This window comes from Streptomyces sp. NPDC054047 (genome assembly GCF_055585065.1).
Genome location: NZ_JBVJKV010000003.1, coordinates 689,965 through 705,279, shown reverse-complemented (window position 1 = coordinate 705,279; position 15,315 = coordinate 689,965). Strand labels below are relative to the sequence as shown.

Genomic DNA, 15,315 nt, shown 5'->3' with positions numbered 1-15,315 from the left:
AAGCCGCGCCAACCTTCGACACCCAGACGCACTTTTCCCCACACGCCCGATCGGCCACCGGCCGCGGGCCACACACATCAGCCGAGGAGCGTCATCGACATGGACGAGACGGCACGCAGACCGACAGCACTTCTGGTCATGGAGGAGGAACGCAGGCCGGACGTCTATCCGCCTGAAGTGCTCGCCGCCATCGACCGGCTCGTGGACCGGACCAGCCCACCTCTCACCCGCCGGGAGCTCGAGGACCGCCCCGGCCTCCTGCGCCGCACCGAGGTCCTGCTCACCGGCTGGGGCGCTCCCGTCCTCGACTCCGCCTTCCTGGCACGGGCCCCCGAACTGCGGGCCGTCCTCGTGGCGGCGGGCTCCGTACGGCACTTGACGACGCCCGCCTTCTGGGCGCGCGGCATTCCGATCGTCTCCGCGGCCGCCGCCAACGCCGTCCCGGTGGCGGAGTTCACCCTCGCCCAGGTCCTGCTCGGGCTGAAGCAGGTCCACCGCATCGGCCGCGACGTGGCCGCGAGCCGCCGGTTCCCGCACGACCCCAAGGTCCCCGGTGCCTACCGCTCACGCGTGGGCCTGATGGGGCTCGGTCACATCGGCCGTCTCGTCGCGGCGCACCTCGGCCGCTTCGACGTCGAGATCCTCGCCACGGACCCCCTCGCCCGCCCGGACACCGCACGGGACTTGGGCGTACGACTGGTCGACATCGAGGAGCTCTTCGCCACCTGCCACGTCGTCAGCCTCCATGCGCCGCTCCTGCCCGAGACCCGCGGCGCCGTCGGAGCGCGCCTGGTGAACTCCCTGCTGCCGGGCGCGACGCTGATCAACACGGCTCGGGGCGCGCTCATCGACGAGGAGGCGCTGGCGGAGGTCCTGCGCGCACGGCCCGATCTCACCGCCGTCCTGGACGTGACGCACCCGGAGCCGCCGGTCCCGGACTCGCCGCTCTTCACCCTCCCCAACGCCGTCCTGACACCGCATCTCGGCGGCGCCCTGGGGCCCGAACGCCACCGCCTCGGACACCTCGTGCTCGACGAACTCGGACGCTTCCTACGAGACCGGCCCCTGCGGCACGCCATCGATCCCGCCCGTGCCGCGTCCCTGGCCTGACGGCCGGGGGGCCGCCGCTCCTGCCGACAGGAGCCTGTCCGCCAGTTCGCGGCAGCGCTCCCCGAGCTCAGGAGGGTCGAGCACCTCGAACGCGTGCCCCAGCAGGAGCACATGCATCAGCACGGCGTCGAGGCGCTCGCCGCCGCTGATCACCTCGCAGCGCCCGCTCCCCCGACTTCGTACGACGGCCGCGGACGCCGGAATCTGCGCGCGCACCGTGTCGACCGGCGCGTGCACGAGGAAGCGCGCCCGGTGCGCGTAGACCCGACTGGCCACGCCCTCCTGTACGTACGTCGCCGCGTCGGGCGCATCGCGCGGGCGAAACCGCCAGGTCCGCGCCGACGCATCAGTCATCCGGTCGACGCGGAAGGTGCGCCAGTCGTCGCGATCGAGGTCGTAGGCGAGGAGATACCAGCGCCGGTCGGACGCGACCAGGCGGTAGGGCTCGACCCGCCGCCGTCGCACCTCGCCCCCGGGAGGTGCCTCCCGGGCGGCGTCCGAGGAAGGGTAGCCGAAGGTGGCCTCCACCTCGTCGCGGCAGGCCCTGGCCAGCGTCATGAGCACCTCGGGATCGACCGGCGTGCGTCCGCCGCCGAAGGACTCCACCGCGCCGGCGAGCGCACGCACCTCGTGTCGCAGCCGCGCGGGCAGCACCTGGTCGAGCTTGGACAGCGCCTGGAGTGCGGCATCGCCCGCACCCGCGACCGCGCCTCCCGCGCCGGCGAGCAGCGAGACCGCGGTGGCGATCGCCTCCTGGTCGTCGAGGAGCAGCGGCGGCAGTTCCTGCCCCGGCCCGAGCCGGTAGCCGCCGCCGACGCCCTGGCCCGCATGCACCGGATAGCCGAGTGCGCGCAGCCGCTCGACGTCCCGGCGCACCGTGCGCGAGGTGACCCCGAGCCGCTCGGCGAGCTCGGGGCCGGTCCAGACCCGGCGCTGCTGCAGCAGCCCGAGCAGGGTGAGCACCCGCTCCGTCGTGCCCCGCTCGTCACCGCGTATCCCGTCCATGCCGCCACCCTGCCAGAGATGGCGGACCGATCCTGTCCGCCTTGGGTGTCACGGTGGATCCATGGACGCAGACGGACTCGTCTCCGGCGCCGGACGCGCGACGCGACGCGCTTCGGCGCGGCGGCGCCCTCGTACGGGAGCTGGGAGCATGCCGACAGCGCGACCGCCGCGCGCTGGTCCGCCGCCTGTCCGAGGTCCGTCCGCGCCCCCTGTCTGCACGCGTATCCCGCCACGAACGGAGCAAGCCGATGAGCCGCCACATCCAGATCACCTTCGACGCCCACGACCCGCGGGGGCTCTCGTCCTTCTGGCGCGAGGTCCTGGGCTACGTCCATCCCGGGCCGCCCGGCGTCGACCTGCCCGAGGGCGCCGACGCGCTGGCGGCGTGGGACGACTTCCTCGCGCGGATCGGCGTACCGGAGGATCAGCGCAACGCGAAATCGGCCATCGAGGACCCGGCCGGGCACGGCCCGCGCGTGTTCTTCCAGCAGGTGCCTGAGGACAAGGTCGCCAAGAACCGCGTCCACCTCGACGTCCGCGCGGCTCCCGGTCTGGAGGGCGAGGAGAGGATGGCCGCCCTTGAGGCCGAGTGCGACCGTCTCGTCGCCCTGGGAGCGAAGCGGGTACGTCGCGACGAGCCCGCTCCTCCGCTGAGCGCCGGCTACATCGTGATGACCGACCCCGAGGGCAACGAGTTCTGCCTGGACTGACCGTCCCGGACCGCCGCTCGGTGACCGTGTGTGACGGCTGGACGGGCGAGGTCACCGTGCGCCGCCTACGTTGATTGCAGAGGCCCACACCACGGGTGAGACCGGTGGGCGCTGTACCGACAAAGGAGTGGTCATGGCCGACAAGGGCGGCATGGACAAGATCAAGGGCAAGGCCAAGGAAATGGGCGGCAAGGTCACGGGTGACCGTGGCAAGGAGGCCGAGGGCAAGATGGACCAGGCGAAGGGCGAGGCCAAGAAGGCCATGGGCGACGCCCGCGACCGCGCCCAGGACTCCCTCAAGCGCCGCGACACCTGACCAACTCCGCCGAAGCCCCCGCCCACTTGTGTGCGGGGGCTTCGGCCGTTCCCGTCAGGTCAGCCGCCGCTCCACCGGCGTGTAGGGCGGGATGTCCGCCTCGCCCGCCGCTTCCCGCAGGACGTCCTTGAGCATGTCCGGGGTCAGGCGGCCCGTGAACGTGTTGCGCTGGCTGACGTGGAAGCAGCCGTACAGCGTGACCGGGCCCGGCCCGGCCTCCCCGGGCGCGAGGGCTTGCGCTTGGCCTCCCGGTTCCTGCGCGGTCTCGCGCTCCAGCGTCACCCGCGCGCCGTGCGCGAACCGCGGCCGTGGTTTGGGCACGCGCCATCCCGCCGCCGCGAACGCCGGAAGCGCCGCCTGCCATCCGAACGCCCCCAGGATCACCGCCGATCGCAGTCGCGGCCCCAGCAGCTCCATCTCCCGCACGAGCCACGGCCTGCACATGTCCCGCTCGCCAGGGGTCGGCTTGTTCTCGGGCGGGGCGCAGTGCACCGGCGACGTCACCCGCACCCCGCGCAAGGTCAGGCCGTCGTCCAGGGACACCGCCAGCGGGCTCGACGCGAGACCCAGCTCGTACATCGCCTTGTACAGGACGTCGCCGGAGCGGTCGCCCGTGAACATCCGGCCCGTCCGGTTCCCTCCGTGTGCCGCGGGCGCGAGGCCGATGACGAGCATCGAGGCATCCGCGGGACCGAACCCGGGCACCGGCCGGGCCCAGTACGTCCAGTCCTGGTAGGCGGCCCGTTTGACCCGCCCCACCTCCTCCCGCCACGCGACCAGCCGCGGGCAGGCGGAACACCCCGAGATCCGCGCGTCCAGCTCGGTCAGCGGGTTCATGCGGGACCGAACAGCGCGTCGTCCGTGGAACGGACCATGCGTGCCTGCATGTTCCGTTCCATCATCTGGAGCGCGGCGGCGGCGAGGTCGCCGTGGATGCTCGCGCAGGCGTCCTCGGCCACGACGACCCGCAGATGCCTGATGTGGGCGTCGAGAGCCGAGTAGAGGATGCACTGCTCGGTCACCTGGCCGCAGAGGAGCACGGAATCGATGCCGCGCTGGCGCAGCAGGTACTCCAGAGGCGTGTCGTAGAAGATCGAGTGCCGGGCCTTCACCACGAAGAGCGATTCGCCGTCGGGGCGGATCGGAGCGACCAGATCGGCGTGCGGGCCGCTCAGGACGATGTCCAGCAGCTCGTCGTGGTGCGAGCGCCACTGCCCGAAATTGTCGTTGGCGTAGATCACCACGATGTCGTCGGCCCGCGCCCGCTCGATCATCCTGCGGACGTTCGGCAGCACTTCCCTGACCGACCGTCGGAGGATCTCCGCATCCGGGTGGTCGTACAGGTTGATCATGTCGACGACGACGAGAGCCTTCACAGCCATGCCCCCGAGTCCATCACGCGCCTCACGCGTATTCACGGAGGCCCCGCCCGAGAGTGCGATCGCGCCCGCCCGCGGGCTGCCTGGAGGGCGTTCGCCACGCGTCCCGCCGGAGCTGGCAGGACCACACTTTTCCTGTCAGCGGGCGACCGCTTCGACGGCGAGGTCGATCTTCAGGTGGCGGCCGGTCATGCCCTTCGCCGTGGTCACGCCGAACGCGTACCGGTCGACGGTGGCCGTGCCCTCGACGGTGAGCCGCGGGCCGTCCTGCGTGATCGTCCCGACCATGACATCGAGTGGCCGCGTGACGCCTCGTACCGTCAACTCCCCTTGCAGGGCCGCCGGACCCGTCGCGGCCCGGGTCACCCGCCCGCCGCGGAACTCGATCTCCGGATACTCGGCCGCGTCGAGATAGTCGGCGGATACGACGTGCCGGTCACGGCGTCCCAGACCCGAGTCGAAGGTGCCCGCCCGGACGGTCACGTCCACCGCGGAGTTCTCGACGGCATCGGCCACGGTGATCCGCCCCCGCCCGATGCCGAAGGTGCCCCGCACGGGGAACAGACCGAACACCGCGCGCGTACGGAACCGCACCGTCGAAGCCGCCGCGTCGATCTCGTACGTACCGCTCTGCGGAACCCTCAGGTCCCTCCGCATCGGCAGGACCATGGCCCTGCGCCTCCCTCTCGCGCCCTCCGCGGCGGTTCGGCCACCACCGCGGTCACCTGACTCATCGTGCCTGCGCGGCGAGACGGCGGGCAGATTCGGATGTCGCCGGTCCCCCGGTACAAATGTCACCGTCCACGGCGCCGGGTGGAAGGGATGCCCTATCAGCCCCTCGCCAATGCCGAATCGACCGCGAGCGGTGCGGCTCGCTAACGTGTGGACGGACCGGCCTCTCCACACCGTTCGGTGTGCGGTATCCGGCCCTGTCCAGCGAGGAGTTGATCGATATGCGCAGGCTCACGCAGCGCCGCCACATCGACCTCGGACGTCTCGCCGGCGCCTTCTGTCGCCGCTGACTTCTGGCCTCCGGCCTCCGCTCGGCCCTTCCTTTCCCCCTTTCCTTTCCCCTTCATTGATCCACTGCGGACGCGATCCGCGGGTGGTCTGCCGCGCCTGCCATGCCTGCCGCGCCTGAGCGACGCCGTGTGATCAACGCGTCCCGGTGCGCATCCCTTTCATCCATCTTCATCCCTCGACCCGCCGTCTCGCCCTGCCCTGCGCTCCCCAGGAGTTCTCCATGTCATCCACCCCTGCCTTCCCCGAGCCCGCACGCTTCGCCTACTGGGTGCCCAACGTCAGCGGTGGCCTCGTCACCAGCAAGATCGAGCAGCGCACCGACTGGGGCTACGACTACAACCGCGAACTGGCCGTCCTCGCCGAGAACAACGGCTTCGACTACGCCCTCAGCCAGGTGCGCTACATGGCCAGCTACGGCGCCGAGTTCCAGCACGAGTCGACCAGCTTCAGCCTCGCCCTGCTCCTCGCCACCCAGCGTCTGAAGGTGATCGCCGCCGTCCATCCGGGCCTGTGGCACCCGGGTGTGCTCGCCAAGCTGGGCGCGACCGCCGACCATCTCTCGGGCGGGCGTTTCGCCGTCAACGTGGTCAGCGGCTGGTTCAAGGACGAGTTCACCGCGCTAGGTGAGCCCTGGCTGGAGCACGACGAGCGCTACCGCCGCTCCGAGGAGTTCATCCGGGCGCTGCGCGCGGTCTGGACCGAGGACCACGCCGAACTGGCCGGGGACTTCTACCGGATCCGCGACTTCTCCCTCAAGCCCAAGCCGCTCAACACCCCCGAGCGCCCGCACCCGGAGATCTTCCAGGGCGGCAACTCCACCGCCGCCCGCGCCATGGCCGGCCGCGTCTCCGACTGGTACTTCTCCAACGGCAAGGACTTCGACGGCGTCACCGAGCAGATCCAGGACGTACGTTCATCGGCCACGGCCGCCGGGCGCACCGCGCCCCGCTTCGGCCTCAACGGCTTCCTCATCGCCCGCGACACCGAGGCCGAGGCCCGCGAGACGCTGCGCGAGATCGTCGCCAAGGCCGACTCCGACGCGGTGGAGGGCTTCGGCGCGGCCGTCAAGCAGGCGGGGCGCTCCGCCGCCGACGGCAAGGGCATGTGGCAGGACTCCGGCTTCGAGGACCTCGTCCAGTACAACGACGGCTTCCGTACGGGGCTGATCGGCACCCCGGAGCAGATCGCGGAACGCATCGTCGCCTACAAGCGGCTCGGCGTGGACCTCTTCCTCCTGGGCTTCCTGCACTACCTCGAAGAGGTCGAGTACTTCGGCAAGAAGGTGCTCCCGATCGTCCGTGAGCTCGAGGCCGCCGCAGCCGACCACTGACACACCCCCATCGCTCCTTCCTTCCCTCGCTCCAACTCCCGTAGAGAGGCATCAACATGAGCACCGTCGCACCCGCCGACTGGCAGACCCTCCCCGCGCCCAAGGACTCCCGGGCCTGGATCGACCGCGCCTCCGAGGTCGCGGCCGTACTGGCCACCGACGCCGTCGCCCGCGACAAGGCGGGTGAAACCCCGTACGCCGAGGTCCAGTTGCTCAAGGACGCCGGCCTCGTCACCCTCCTGGGGCCGGTCGAGCACGGCGGAGCCGGTCAGGACTGGCCGACGGCCTACCGTGTCGTGCGCGAGGTCGCCAAGGCCGACGGCTCGATCGGCCAGCTGCTCGGCTACCACTATCTGTGGAACTGGGCCGCACGCCTGGTCGGCACCCGCGAGCAGTGGGAGCACGTCGAGGCCGAGGCCGCCCGCGAGCGGTGGTTCTTCGGCGGCGCGGTCAACCCGCGCGACCACGACGTCGTGGTCACCGAGGACGGCGAGGACCTGGTCTTCACCGGTCGCAAGACCTTCTCGACCGGCAGCAAGGTCTCGGACGTCACCGTGCTCGAAGGTGTGCTGGACGGCACGGACAAGCACGTCTTCGCCATCGTTCCCTCCGACAGCCAGGGCCTGACCTTCCACGACGACTGGGACAACATCGGCCAGCGGCTCACCGAGAGCGGCGGCGTGACCCTCGACGGCGTGCGCACACCGTGGGCTTCGGCCGCCGGATACGTCGACAAGGAGTTCACGCCGCGTGTCTACAACACGCTCAACGTCCCCACGATCCAGTTGGTCTTCGTCAGCTTCTACCTCGGCATCGCCGCCGGGGCCCTGGAGACCGCCGCCGCGTACACCACGGCCAAGTCCCGCCCCTGGCTGCACGGAGGCCACGACCGGGCAGTCGACGAGCCGTACGTCATCGACATCTACGGCGATCTCACCGCCAAGCTCTGGGCCGTCGAGGCGCTGGCCGACGCCGTCGCCCTGGAGGGCCAGGCGCTGCACGACGAGCCGGACGCGGTGACCGAGCAGTCCCGCGGGGCGTTCGAGGTGCGGGTCGCGGCGGTGAAGGCGCGGGCCACCGAGGTCGCCCTGGAGATCACCAACCAGGTCTTCGAGGTGACCGGCGCCCGCGCCACGGCCTCCGCCGAAGGGCTCGACCGGTTCTGGCGCAACGTACGCACCCACACCCTGCACGACCCGGTCGCCTACAAGCGCCGCGAGGTCGGGCGGCACGTCCTGACCGGTGAACTCCCGGAACCCACCTGGTATTCGTGACCCCGCGCCGATTGGTGGACCCCGCCGTGTGCGTGGCCCTCGCCGCGAGGGCGGTCAGTTACTGCCGGTCAGTTCGCCGCTGAGCTTCTCGTGGATGCGGGCGCTCGGCTTGTTCAGGCCGATGATCTCCACCGTCTTGCCGCGCTGGGCGTATTTGGCCCCGATCGCGTCCAGGGCGGCGACGGAGGAGGCGTCCCAGATGTGGGCGGCCGTCAGATCGATGACGACCTGGTCGGGGTCGCCCGCGTAGTCGAACCGTCCGACGAGGTCGTTGGCGGAGGCGAAGAACAGTGCGCCGGTGACGGAGTAGACCGCGCTGCCTCCGTCGGGGGCGGTGACGGCGGTGACCTCGGCGTGGTGGGCGACGCGTTTGGCGAAGACGACCATCGCCGTGACCGATCCCGCGACCACGCCGACGGCGAGGTTGTGCGTGGCGAGCACGCAGACCACGGTGACGACCATGACCGTGATCTCCCCGGCGGGCATCCGCTTGAGGGTCTTCGGCGCGATGGAGTGCCAGTCGAAGGTCGCGAAGCAGACCATCACCATCACGGCGACCAGTGCTGCCATGGGGATGTCGGAGACGACGGGTCCGAAGACGATGCACAGGACCAACAGGAAGGCGCCCGCGAGGAAGGTGGACAGGCGGGTGCGGGCCCCGGACACCTTCACGTTGATCATCGTCTGGCCGATCATGGCGCAGCCGCCCATGCCGCCGAAGAAGCCGGTGACGATGTTGGCGATGCCCTGGCCGATGGACTCGCGGGTCTTGGAGGAGCGGGTGTCGGTGATGTCGTCGACCAGCTTGGCGGTCATCAGGGACTCCATGAGACCGACCAGCGCCATGGCGAGGGCGTAGGGCGCGACGGTCGTCAACGTGTCCAGGGTGAACGGCACATCGGGCAGGCCCGGCACCGGCAGCGCGGACGGCAGCTCACCCTTGTCGCCGACGGTCGGCACGGCGATCCCGGCGGCGACCGTGATCACCGTGAGGATCACGATGGAGACGAGCGGGGCCGGGACCGTCTTGGTGACCCTCGGGAAGAACACCATGAGGGCGAGACCGGCCGCGATCAGCGGGTACACGGGCCAGGGCACGTCGTGCATCTCGGGGACCTGCGCCATGAAGACCAGGATGGCGAGGGAGTTGACGAAGCCGACCATCACGCTGCGGGGCACGAACCGCATCAGCTTGGCGACGCCGACGGCGCCGAGGACGATCTGGAAGACACCGGCCAGGATGACGGCGGCGACCAGGTACCCGAGGCCGTGCTCGCGGTTGAGCGGGGCGATGACCAGGGCCACGGCGCCGGTCGCCGCGGAGATCATCGCGCGGCGTCCGCCGACGAGCGAGATCGTCACGGCCATGGTGCAGGAGGCGAACAGACCGATCGCGGGGTCGACCCCGGCGATGATCGAGAACGAGATCGCCTCGGGGATCAGCGCCAGCGCGACCACCAGACCGGCGAGCACCTCGGTGCGCCAGACCTTCGGGTCGGAGAGCCAGTCGGGGCGCAGGCCACGCAGCCGGGCGGCCGGGGACGGTGCGGACGTGGACAAGAGAGGTACCTGTCGTGCTCGGGCAGCGCCGGGCATGACCCTGGGCGTGCGTGAAGGGGCGCCGGAAGCGCTGCGCTCGGCGGCTGCGACGCGGCTGAGGTCACGGAAGGTGTCCCGCACCCTGGTGGGGGCGGCACGCGAGCCGACCCCGGCATCCGTCGATCTTACCCGCGCGCACCATCCGTCATCGCGTGAGCGTCTCCCCCGCGACGGGTGTCAGTGGTCGGCGCCCTTGCCGATGTAGATCTCGGCGAACGCGGCAGCGGCGGCCGGCGAGCGCAGAATTCTGCGCAGCCGGGCAGCCGCGACGCCCGCCTTGAACGGGTCACCCGATGACGTCCCGTGCAGCAGCTCCGAGAGCCACTGGGAGAACTCCTCGTACTGCCAGACCCGCGGCAGGCAGGCCTGCGAGTAGCCGCTCAGATCACTGTCGTCGCCGTCCGCGCAATAGGCGACGAGTGCGTCGCCGAGGAACAGCGCGTCGTGCAGCGCCAGGTTCATGCCCTTCGCGGCGATCGGGGCGGCGAGGTGGGCGGCGTCGCCCGCGAGGTACAGCCGCCCGTAGGACATGGGCTCCACGACGTAGTTGTGCATGTCCAGGACGCGCTTCTCGATCAGTCGCCCCTCGGTGAGCGGCGGCGCCCCCGCCGCCGCGAGGCGGGCGTGCAGCTCGGACCAGACGCGCTCGTGCGGCCAGTTCTCGGGGTCGTCGCCGGGCGGGCACTCCAGGTAGTAGCGGGTGACCTCGGGGCTGCGGGCCATGTGGGCGGCGAAGCCGCGCGGATGGAGGCCGAAGACGACGCAGTCCGACGACGGCGGTGCCTCGGCGAGGAGGGCAAGCCAGCCGATGCCGCAGTCGTGCCGGGCGACGGTGGCCCGCTCCGGCCCCAGGTAGGTGCGCGTCACGCCGCGCGCGCCGTCGCAGCCCGCGACGGCGTCGCAGTCGATGCGTATGCGCTCGCCCGTCCCCGGGTCCGTGTACGAGACCGAGGGGCGGTCCGTGTCGATGCCGTGCAGTTCCACCTCGCGTACGCCGAAACGGATGTCGCCGCCCGCGCGGTCGGCGTAGGCACGCACCAGGTCGGTCACCAACAGCGGCTGCGGGTAGACGAAGTGGCGGTGGCCGGACAGCTCGCCGTAAGAGAACCGGCCGGCCTCTCCCGCCCAGCGGAACTCGCATTCGCCGTGCGTCTGCGCGTGGGCCAGCAGCCGGTCGGCGAGGCCTCGCTCCTCCAGGGCGCGCACCGCCCACTCCTCGATGAAGCCGGCGCGGGGCCGCTGTTCGATGAACTCTCTGCTCTCCGTCTCCAGAACCACGCAGTCGACGGAGGCGGCCCGCAGGATGTTGGCGACGGTGAGTCCGGCCGGTCCGGCTCCTACGACGACGACGCGGGCGCGGCGTGGTGGCGCGGAGGGCTCGGGGGTCGAGGCGAGGTTCATCCGGAAATTATGACGCGGACACGACGAGAGTAGAGACCATCCCGACGGTGTCCGACGACCGCTTTTCCACCGAAGGGTCCGTCGTGGGCGGATACGCCGAGCCGGACGGCCTCCCCCGGATGTGGTGCGACAATCTGCCCAGGACCACGCCCTGTGCCCCGTCTCCGGCGCGTCGGTCCCGTTGCGGGAAGCGCCGGTCACGGACGTCCCCGGGGCATCGGCGCCCCGGCGGACCGGCGGTGGGGAGGAGTCGATGGTGGTGGAGTGGCGATACATCGCCAAGGGCGTGCGGGTCGTTCCCGAACCGGTGGCCACGCCCTTCATCTGGACGGGCGCGTACGCGGGCGCGTTCGCCCTGGTGACCGTGCTCGACCTGCTCGGCGCGCTCGACCGCACGGGGCTCGCGCTGGCGGCTCTCTCGGTGCTGGCCGCGCTGCTCGGACTGCGGGGCCGTTTCGTCGCGGCGCCGGGGACGGCCCTGCTGTGCTGGATGCTGCTGAACTTCTTCGCCGCCCACCCCATCGGAGAGATCTCCTGGGCCGGGCACCGGGACCCCGAGTGGATGGCCTGCTTGTTGGCCGCGGCTCTCGTCGGCACGGCCGCGGGCCGTGTCCTGCACGCGCGCGCCGCGTACCGCCGCGTCAGCCCGTACGACGGCACGGGCTGACCCCGCGGCCGACGTCGGTCGCCGAAATCCGTTTCCCGTGGCCCGGTGGTGCTCCTACTGTGGCGCGGTGACGACTCAAGTGATCGTTCTCAATGGTGGTTCCAGCTCGGGCAAGTCCGGCATCGCGCGGTGCCTTCAGGCGGTGCTGCCCGATCCGTGGCTGGCCTTCGGATGCGACACGCTGGTCGAGGCGATACCCGCGTCCATGCGGACCGCGTCGGAGGGAATCGAGTTCGCCGCGGACGGCGCGGTGACCGTCGGCCCGGAGTTCCGGACGCTGGAGGCGGCGTGGATCGAGGGGATCGCGACGATGGCCCGGGCCGGTGCCCGCGTCATCGTCGACGAGGTCTTCCTCGGCGGCGCGGCGTCCCAGCAGCGGTGGCAGAAGTCCCTCGGCGATCTCGGGGTGTTGTGGGTCGGCGTCCGCTGCGACAGCAGGGTCGCCACGGGCCGGGAGACGGCACGGGGCGACCGCGTCTCCGGGATGGCTGCAGCCCAGGCGGACCTGGTCCACCGCGGCGTGCTCTACGACATGGAGGTGGACACCACGCACACCGAGTCCCTGGAGTGCGCGCGAGCCATCGCCGCCCGCGTCGTCCGCGCCGCCTGAGGCCGTCGAAGTCGTTCTTCTCAGAACTCCCAGCCATTTCGCCACTCCCAGCCATTTCGGCACACCCACGCATCGAAACACTCACGCATCGAATCACCCGCGCATCGAATGCGATCGAGGAGAACCATTTCCCCGAGCTTTCGCACGGCAGCCGGGGTTACGAGGCCGTGCGGTGACGCACGGCAATTCGTCTGGCCGCCACTGAGCCTCGCCGGAACGCCTGATGGCGTCCGGGGCACCAGGTGCCTCGGACGCCATCAGTGTGAGTGAAGAGGCGTGCGCACGCCTCCGCGACGGGTCGGTCAGTGACCCGGGCCCAGGCCGCCGTAGTAGCCGCCGAGCTGGTCGCGGTAGGCGGGGTCGCCCAAGTGCTTCTCCTTGTCGAACTCGGGCGCGTCCTTGATCTGGTCCTTCGTGCGCGAGACCAGGATCTTCCGCGCCTCGTGGTCGATGGCGGTGACGGTGCTCGCGGGCAGCAGCACCTCCTTGCCGAAGATCCACACGCCGGTGTCGACGACGATGTACTGGTTGGCGACATCGTTCGAGTGCTTGTCGACCTTGCCGATGTGGCCGTCCGCGGCCTCGACCTTGTAGCCCGTCAGGTCGTTGTCCGGGCCGTGCCCGGCGGTGGGAGCGTAGCTCCAGATTTCGTTGCTCATCGAGAACTCCTCAATTGGTTTTCCCTGAAAGGCAGGGATTCAAATAACGGGAGGGGATGATCAACCTCCAAAGCACCGGGTGCCCTGCCGGAAAGAGGCCAAACAGAAACTTCCGGCCGTCTCTCCCCGGCGGGCACCGTGGACGTGTCACAGCAAGTCGCGGGGCACGGATTCGTTCCAGGACCGCGAGAAGACCCGCCGGTCGCCCTCGTAGCCGTCCAGGGTGGCGTCCACCCGGAAGGTGTCCTCGTCGCAGCTGAGGACCGTGCGGGTCTCCACCCGTACGTCCCAGTCGTCGCGGCGGAAGGACATCGTCCAGGCCGACTCCCCGGTGGCGGAGGTGAAGTCCTCGGCCACGGACGTGTAGCGCTCGTAGGCCCGGCGGCCGACGTCCAGGCGGATGTCCTCCATCCGCACCGTCCCCCGGTCCTTGACGATCTCCAGCTCCGCTGCGTAGTCGACCAGGTCGCGCTTGACCTGCCAGCGCTGCTCGGGGGCGGTCAGCTGGACCGGGCTGACGGGCCGCGTGCCCTCCGGGTCGCCGAAGGGCTGCTCGGGCAGCTCATCGGGCTCGGTCACCGGGCGGACCGGGAGCGTGAGGGTGCTCGAGGTCTCGTACACCGTCAGGAGCACCGGCTTGGGCGGCGGCCAGGCCAGCGGCCAGTACGAGGTGGACAGGGACAGGCGGATCCGGTGGCCGGGCGGGAAGGCCTGGGCGACGCCGTTGAGCGGGATGACCGCGCGGTAGCGGCGCCCGGGTTCCAGGGGGCGCGGATCGTCGTTGTGCGCCTCGTGGCGGGTGAGGTTGAGCAGGCCGTAGCTGACCCGGGTGGCGCTGCCGTCGGGGGCCACGTCGGAGAGGCGGGCCGCGACCATGGCAACGGGCTGGCTGACGCTCAGGTCCAGTTCGACGCAGGGCGAGCCGAGGATCTCGGTGCGCTCGGTCAGCAGGTCGGTCTCGAAGACGAGTGAGCCGCCGTCCTCCTCACGCTGGTCGTAGGGCAGGTCGGGGGGCGCGTTGTAGGAGGCCCACTTCCCGCCGAACTGGCCTACGGACAGCGGTGATTGGACGGATAGCCCCTCGGTGGGACCCGCGCCCTCGGCGGGACTCGCACCCCGCGCGGCCTCGGCCCGCGCCTCGGACTCAGGGATCGGTTCGGAGAGGCTGTGGCGCGTGAGGCGCCGCACGACGGGGGTGATGTGCGGGGAGGGCCAGGACGGCTCCCCCACCCAGCGGCCCGGACGCTCCTCGTACGACGTGGAGGGCGGCACGCTGTCCTGCATCCACGCCTGAAGCATCGGGCCGTCCATGACGCCGTTGTCGACGCCCTTCAGCCAGTGGTCCCACCAGCGCACCACTTCCTGGAGGTAGCCGATGGCGGGGCCCGGTTCGCCGAGGTGCGGGAACTTGTGGGACCAGGGGCCGATCAGCCCCTTGCGCGGCACGTCCAGGTTGCCCAGGAGCCGTGTCACGGCGTTCGAGTAGCCGTCCGCCCAGCCGCTGGACGCGAGGACGGGACAGCGTACGGCCTGGTAGTCCTCGCAGACCGAGGCGTGGCGCCAGTAGTCGTCGCGGCGCTGGTGCCGCAGCCATTCGAGCACCCAGGGGCGGGTGCCCTCCATGCGCTCGTGCCACATGTCGCGCCACCGGTCCCCCACCATGGCCGGGTCCGGGGGCATGGTGCCGTAGGCGAACATGGTGCCCGCCTCGGCGAGGTTGTCCGAGAGGAGGGCGCCGCCCATGTAGTGCATGTCGTCGGCGTACCGGTCGTCGGTGAAGGACGCGATGGCGATGGCGCGCAGGCTCTCGGGCTGGCGCGCGGCGACCTGGAGCGCGGCGAAGGCGCCCCAGGAGATCCCCATCATGCCGGTGGTGCCGTCGCACCAGGGCTGGTCGGCGAGCCAGGCGAGGACGTCCTCGGCGTCGGTCTGCTCCTGCTCCAGGTACTCGTCCTTGAGCACCCCTTCGGAGTCGCCGGTGCCGCGCAGGTCGACGCGGACGCAGGCGTAGCCGTGCCCGGCGATGTAGGGGTGGTGGATGGAGTCGCGCTCGGCGGTCAGGTCGCGCTGGCGGTAGGGGATGTACTCCAGGATCGCGGGGACGGGGGCCTGGTCGGAGGACGTCGGCCGCCAGATGCGGGCCGCGAGGCGGGTTCCGTCCGCCGCGGGGATGGTGACGTTCTCCTCTTCCTTGGTCTCGTACGGAAGGTCGTTCACATAGCGCAAACCGGG

16 protein-coding genes are annotated in these 15,315 nt (G+C 70.9%); 8 read left to right on the top strand and 8 right to left on the bottom strand.

The window, feature by feature from the left end:
- Positions 1 to 99 precede the first annotated feature (99 nt).
- Positions 100 to 1,110: a hydroxyacid dehydrogenase gene (locus tag ACZ6ZP_RS14810; RefSeq protein ID WP_469406968.1), complete on the top strand. Its 1,011-nt coding sequence runs from the start codon at positions 100 to 102 to the stop codon at positions 1,108 to 1,110.
- Here ACZ6ZP_RS14810 and ACZ6ZP_RS14805 read toward each other — a convergent pair.
- Entirely contained in the window at positions 1,051 to 2,115 is a 1,065-nt protein-coding gene (locus tag ACZ6ZP_RS14805) for a helix-turn-helix transcriptional regulator (protein WP_469406967.1), read from the bottom strand. The genes ACZ6ZP_RS14810 and ACZ6ZP_RS14805 overlap by 60 nt on opposite strands.
- Before the next feature lie 248 nt (positions 2,116 to 2,363).
- On the opposite strand from ACZ6ZP_RS14805, the gene ACZ6ZP_RS14800 reads away from it, so the two are divergent.
- Positions 2,364 to 2,825, top strand: a complete 462-nt coding sequence (locus ACZ6ZP_RS14800; protein WP_351156554.1) for a VOC family protein — start codon at positions 2,364 to 2,366, stop codon at positions 2,823 to 2,825.
- Positions 2,826 to 2,958: 133 nt separating this feature from the next.
- Complete coding sequence (locus tag ACZ6ZP_RS14795) at positions 2,959 to 3,141, top strand: CsbD family protein (RefSeq protein ID WP_361463864.1); 183 nt, start codon at positions 2,959 to 2,961, stop codon at positions 3,139 to 3,141.
- Positions 3,142 to 3,195: 54 nt separating this feature from the next.
- Here the strand turns inward: ACZ6ZP_RS14795 and ACZ6ZP_RS14790 are convergent, their stop codons facing one another.
- From ACZ6ZP_RS14790 to ACZ6ZP_RS14780, 3 genes are all read right to left on the bottom strand, one after another.
- Entirely contained in the window at positions 3,196 to 3,978 is a 783-nt protein-coding gene (locus ACZ6ZP_RS14790) for a uracil-DNA glycosylase (RefSeq protein WP_366464217.1), read from the bottom strand.
- Complete coding sequence (locus tag ACZ6ZP_RS14785) at positions 3,975 to 4,523, bottom strand: cysteine hydrolase family protein (protein ID WP_351156560.1); 549 nt, start codon at positions 4,521 to 4,523, stop codon at positions 3,975 to 3,977. The genes ACZ6ZP_RS14790 and ACZ6ZP_RS14785 overlap by 4 nt, the downstream gene beginning before the upstream one ends.
- Positions 4,524 to 4,658: 135 nt before the next feature.
- Entirely contained in the window at positions 4,659 to 5,189 is a 531-nt protein-coding gene (locus tag ACZ6ZP_RS14780) for a YceI family protein (protein WP_351156562.1), read from the bottom strand.
- 122 nt (positions 5,190 to 5,311) lie between these two features.
- Here ACZ6ZP_RS14780 and ACZ6ZP_RS14775 point away from each other — a divergent pair, with 122 nt between their 5' ends.
- The 3 genes from ACZ6ZP_RS14775 (at position 5,312) to ACZ6ZP_RS14765 (ending at position 8,147) form a co-directional block, all read left to right on the top strand.
- Entirely contained in the window at positions 5,312 to 5,542 is a 231-nt protein-coding gene (locus ACZ6ZP_RS14775) for a putative leader peptide (RefSeq protein WP_366464215.1), read from the top strand.
- A 221-nt stretch (positions 5,543 to 5,763) separates the two neighbouring features.
- Positions 5,764 to 6,873, top strand: coding sequence for a dimethylsulfone monooxygenase SfnG (gene sfnG / locus ACZ6ZP_RS14770; RefSeq protein WP_351156564.1), 1,110 nt, complete (start codon positions 5,764 to 5,766; stop codon positions 6,871 to 6,873).
- Positions 6,874 to 6,929: 56 nt separating this feature from the next.
- Entirely contained in the window at positions 6,930 to 8,147 is a 1,218-nt protein-coding gene (locus ACZ6ZP_RS14765) for an acyl-CoA dehydrogenase family protein (RefSeq protein WP_351156566.1), read from the top strand.
- Positions 8,148 to 8,201: 54 nt separating this feature from the next.
- Here ACZ6ZP_RS14765 and ACZ6ZP_RS14760 read toward each other — a convergent pair whose 3' ends face one another.
- The gene (locus ACZ6ZP_RS14760) at positions 8,202 to 9,743 is read right to left on the bottom strand and encodes a SulP family inorganic anion transporter (RefSeq protein ID WP_469406966.1); all 1,542 of its coding nucleotides are present in this window, start codon (positions 9,741 to 9,743) and stop codon (positions 8,202 to 8,204) included.
- Positions 9,744 to 9,923: 180 nt separating this feature from the next.
- Positions 9,924 to 11,147: a 4-hydroxybenzoate 3-monooxygenase gene (locus ACZ6ZP_RS14755; RefSeq protein ID WP_469406964.1), complete on the bottom strand. Its 1,224-nt coding sequence runs from the start codon at positions 11,145 to 11,147 to the stop codon at positions 9,924 to 9,926.
- A gap of 124 nt (positions 11,148 to 11,271) precedes the next feature.
- Between ACZ6ZP_RS14755 and ACZ6ZP_RS14750 the strand changes: the two genes are divergently transcribed.
- On the top strand, positions 11,272 to 11,814 hold the full coding sequence (locus tag ACZ6ZP_RS14750) for a hypothetical protein (protein WP_351156572.1): 543 nt from the start codon (positions 11,272 to 11,274) through the stop codon (positions 11,812 to 11,814).
- A 67-nt stretch (positions 11,815 to 11,881) separates the two neighbouring features.
- On the top strand, positions 11,882 to 12,424 hold the full coding sequence (gene cpt / locus ACZ6ZP_RS14745; RefSeq protein WP_469406962.1) for a chloramphenicol phosphotransferase CPT: 543 nt from the start codon (positions 11,882 to 11,884) through the stop codon (positions 12,422 to 12,424).
- Between the two features lie 302 nt (positions 12,425 to 12,726).
- On the opposite strand, the gene ACZ6ZP_RS14740 is transcribed toward cpt, so the two are convergent.
- The gene (locus ACZ6ZP_RS14740; RefSeq protein ID WP_351156577.1) at positions 12,727 to 13,083 is read right to left on the bottom strand and encodes a PRC-barrel domain-containing protein; all 357 of its coding nucleotides are present in this window, start codon (positions 13,081 to 13,083) and stop codon (positions 12,727 to 12,729) included.
- A gap of 147 nt (positions 13,084 to 13,230) precedes the next feature.
- Positions 13,231 to 15,309 (bottom strand): CocE/NonD family hydrolase, encoded by a 2,079-nt coding sequence (locus ACZ6ZP_RS14735; RefSeq protein WP_469406961.1) that lies wholly within the window; start codon positions 15,307 to 15,309, stop codon positions 13,231 to 13,233.
- Positions 15,310 to 15,315 lie beyond the last annotated feature (6 nt).

Coding starts and splice junctions, on each gene's coding strand:
- ACZ6ZP_RS14810 (WP_469406968.1), top strand. CDS start 100: ATGGACGAGACGGCACGCAGACCGACAGCACTTCTGGTCATGGAGGAG.
- ACZ6ZP_RS14805 (WP_469406967.1), bottom strand. CDS start 2,115: ATGGACGGGATACGCGGTGACGAGCGGGGCACGACGGAGCGGGTGCTC.
- ACZ6ZP_RS14800 (WP_351156554.1), top strand. CDS start 2,364: ATGAGCCGCCACATCCAGATCACCTTCGACGCCCACGACCCGCGGGGG.
- ACZ6ZP_RS14795 (WP_361463864.1), top strand. CDS start 2,959: ATGGCCGACAAGGGCGGCATGGACAAGATCAAGGGCAAGGCCAAGGAA.
- ACZ6ZP_RS14790 (WP_366464217.1), bottom strand. CDS start 3,978: ATGAACCCGCTGACCGAGCTGGACGCGCGGATCTCGGGGTGTTCCGCC.
- ACZ6ZP_RS14785 (WP_351156560.1), bottom strand. CDS start 4,523: ATGGCTGTGAAGGCTCTCGTCGTCGTCGACATGATCAACCTGTACGAC.
- ACZ6ZP_RS14780 (WP_351156562.1), bottom strand. CDS start 5,189: ATGGTCCTGCCGATGCGGAGGGACCTGAGGGTTCCGCAGAGCGGTACG.
- ACZ6ZP_RS14775 (WP_366464215.1), top strand. CDS start 5,312: ATGTCACCGTCCACGGCGCCGGGTGGAAGGGATGCCCTATCAGCCCCT.
- sfnG (WP_351156564.1), top strand. CDS start 5,764: ATGTCATCCACCCCTGCCTTCCCCGAGCCCGCACGCTTCGCCTACTGG.
- ACZ6ZP_RS14765 (WP_351156566.1), top strand. CDS start 6,930: ATGAGCACCGTCGCACCCGCCGACTGGCAGACCCTCCCCGCGCCCAAG.
- ACZ6ZP_RS14760 (WP_469406966.1), bottom strand. CDS start 9,743: ATGCCCGGCGCTGCCCGAGCACGACAGGTACCTCTCTTGTCCACGTCC.
- ACZ6ZP_RS14755 (WP_469406964.1), bottom strand. CDS start 11,147: ATGAACCTCGCCTCGACCCCCGAGCCCTCCGCGCCACCACGCCGCGCC.
- ACZ6ZP_RS14740 (WP_351156577.1), bottom strand. CDS start 13,083: ATGAGCAACGAAATCTGGAGCTACGCTCCCACCGCCGGGCACGGCCCG.